1 protein-coding gene is annotated in these 1,500 nt (G+C 37.1%); it reads left to right on the forward strand.

The window, feature by feature from the left end:
- Positions 1-1,310: MFS transporter (locus JSS34_08890; protein ID MBS0186410.1), on the forward strand; the 1,310-nt coding region annotated here is incomplete at its 5' end.
- Positions 1,311-1,500 lie beyond the last annotated feature (190 nt).

Consider the following 1,500-nt stretch of genomic DNA (forward strand, 5'->3'; position numbering starts at 1 on the left):
ATGTTCATATGGCTGTTCTTTTAAATGATCTTTTTTTCCCAAAAACAGATCCTAAAACAGCCTCTCTTTTAACGGCTTTTGCTTTTTGCTCAACCTATCTTTTGAGACCTTTTGGAGCCCTTTTTTTTGGCTATATTGGAGATCATTTAGGGCGCAAAACGACGGTTATTATGACGACGATGATTATGGCTATTTCTTGTATTATTATGGCGTCTCTTCCCACCTATGCCCAAATTGGAATCACGGCAGCTTGGCTCGTAACACTCTGTCGCGTGGCACAAGGTCTGTCATCAATGGGAGAAGTGATAGGCGCTGAAATCTACATGACTGAAATTACCAAACCTCCAGCACGTTATCCTGCTGTTGGGCTCATTGGCTGTGCGTCTCGTTTTGGAACAGTTGGAGCGCTTGGGGTTGCAATGCTTGTAACCAGTCAGGGATTTAATTGGCGAAATGGCTTTTGGATTGGAGCTGCCATTGCTTTGGTAGGATCTCTTGCACGGACACGCCTACGTGAAACCCCCGATTTTGTTGATATGAAACGACAACTCAAAAAAGTAATGGAAGATGCACGTGAGAAAAAACCACATACTTTTAAAGAACTTAAGATTGTAAGAGAAACATTAGAGCGTCAAAAAGTAAGTTGGAAAACAATGTATGCTTATTTTTCCGTGGCGTCGGGCGCTGCTGTTAGTCTTTATTTTAGTTATTTTTATTGTGCTGGACTTCTAAAGGAAATAGGGTATACCCCGAATGCTATTATTTATCAGAATTTTTTTGTTTCTATCACAGAGCTCATTGGGATGACGTTTACTGTTATCTTGAGTTATCGAATTTATCCTATGAAAATTTTAAAATTTAAAGCTCTTTTATTTATTCCTTTTTTATGTCTTTTGCCTTTTTTGATCAATAATTCACCCACAGCTTCAATGATATTTTTTATTCAGGTGGTGGGAATTACATTGGGATTAAGTGGGATTCCAGCGGACGCTATTTTATATGCGCATTTTCCTGTTTTTAAAAGATTTACCTATGTCAGCTTTATCTATGCGATTTCGCGCTCTTTAATGGCAATTGTAACTTCCTTTGGGATTGCATATTTAACAAGCTTTTTAGGAGCTTGGGGACTTTATTTTATTTTTATTCCTCTTATTTTTAGTTTTTTGTGGGGCATTTATCATTACGAAAAATTAGAAAATCAAACAAATCGATCTTTTTTAGGAAGCTTATTTCAATGGCGTTCTCCCCCTATCCGATCATCTTCCTCTGAGAATGCTGCGATGGTTTATAAGACAGTCAGCGAAAAATAACGTGAAAATTGTGTTTGGAATGAGATTCAGAAATAAAGAAAATATTTAAAAATTTGAGGGTTTTGGGTTATGGGAATTTTATCTTCATTGAATCGTGCACAAAAAGAAGCCATTGGACTTTTACAAGTCGGGACGTTTCTCGAATATTTTGATTTGATGCTCTATGTTCATATGGCTGTTCTTTTAAATG

It is taken from the genome of Pseudomonadota bacterium (genome assembly GCA_018242545.1).
Taxonomy (GTDB): Bacteria; Pseudomonadota; Alphaproteobacteria; order 16-39-46; family 16-39-46; genus 16-39-46.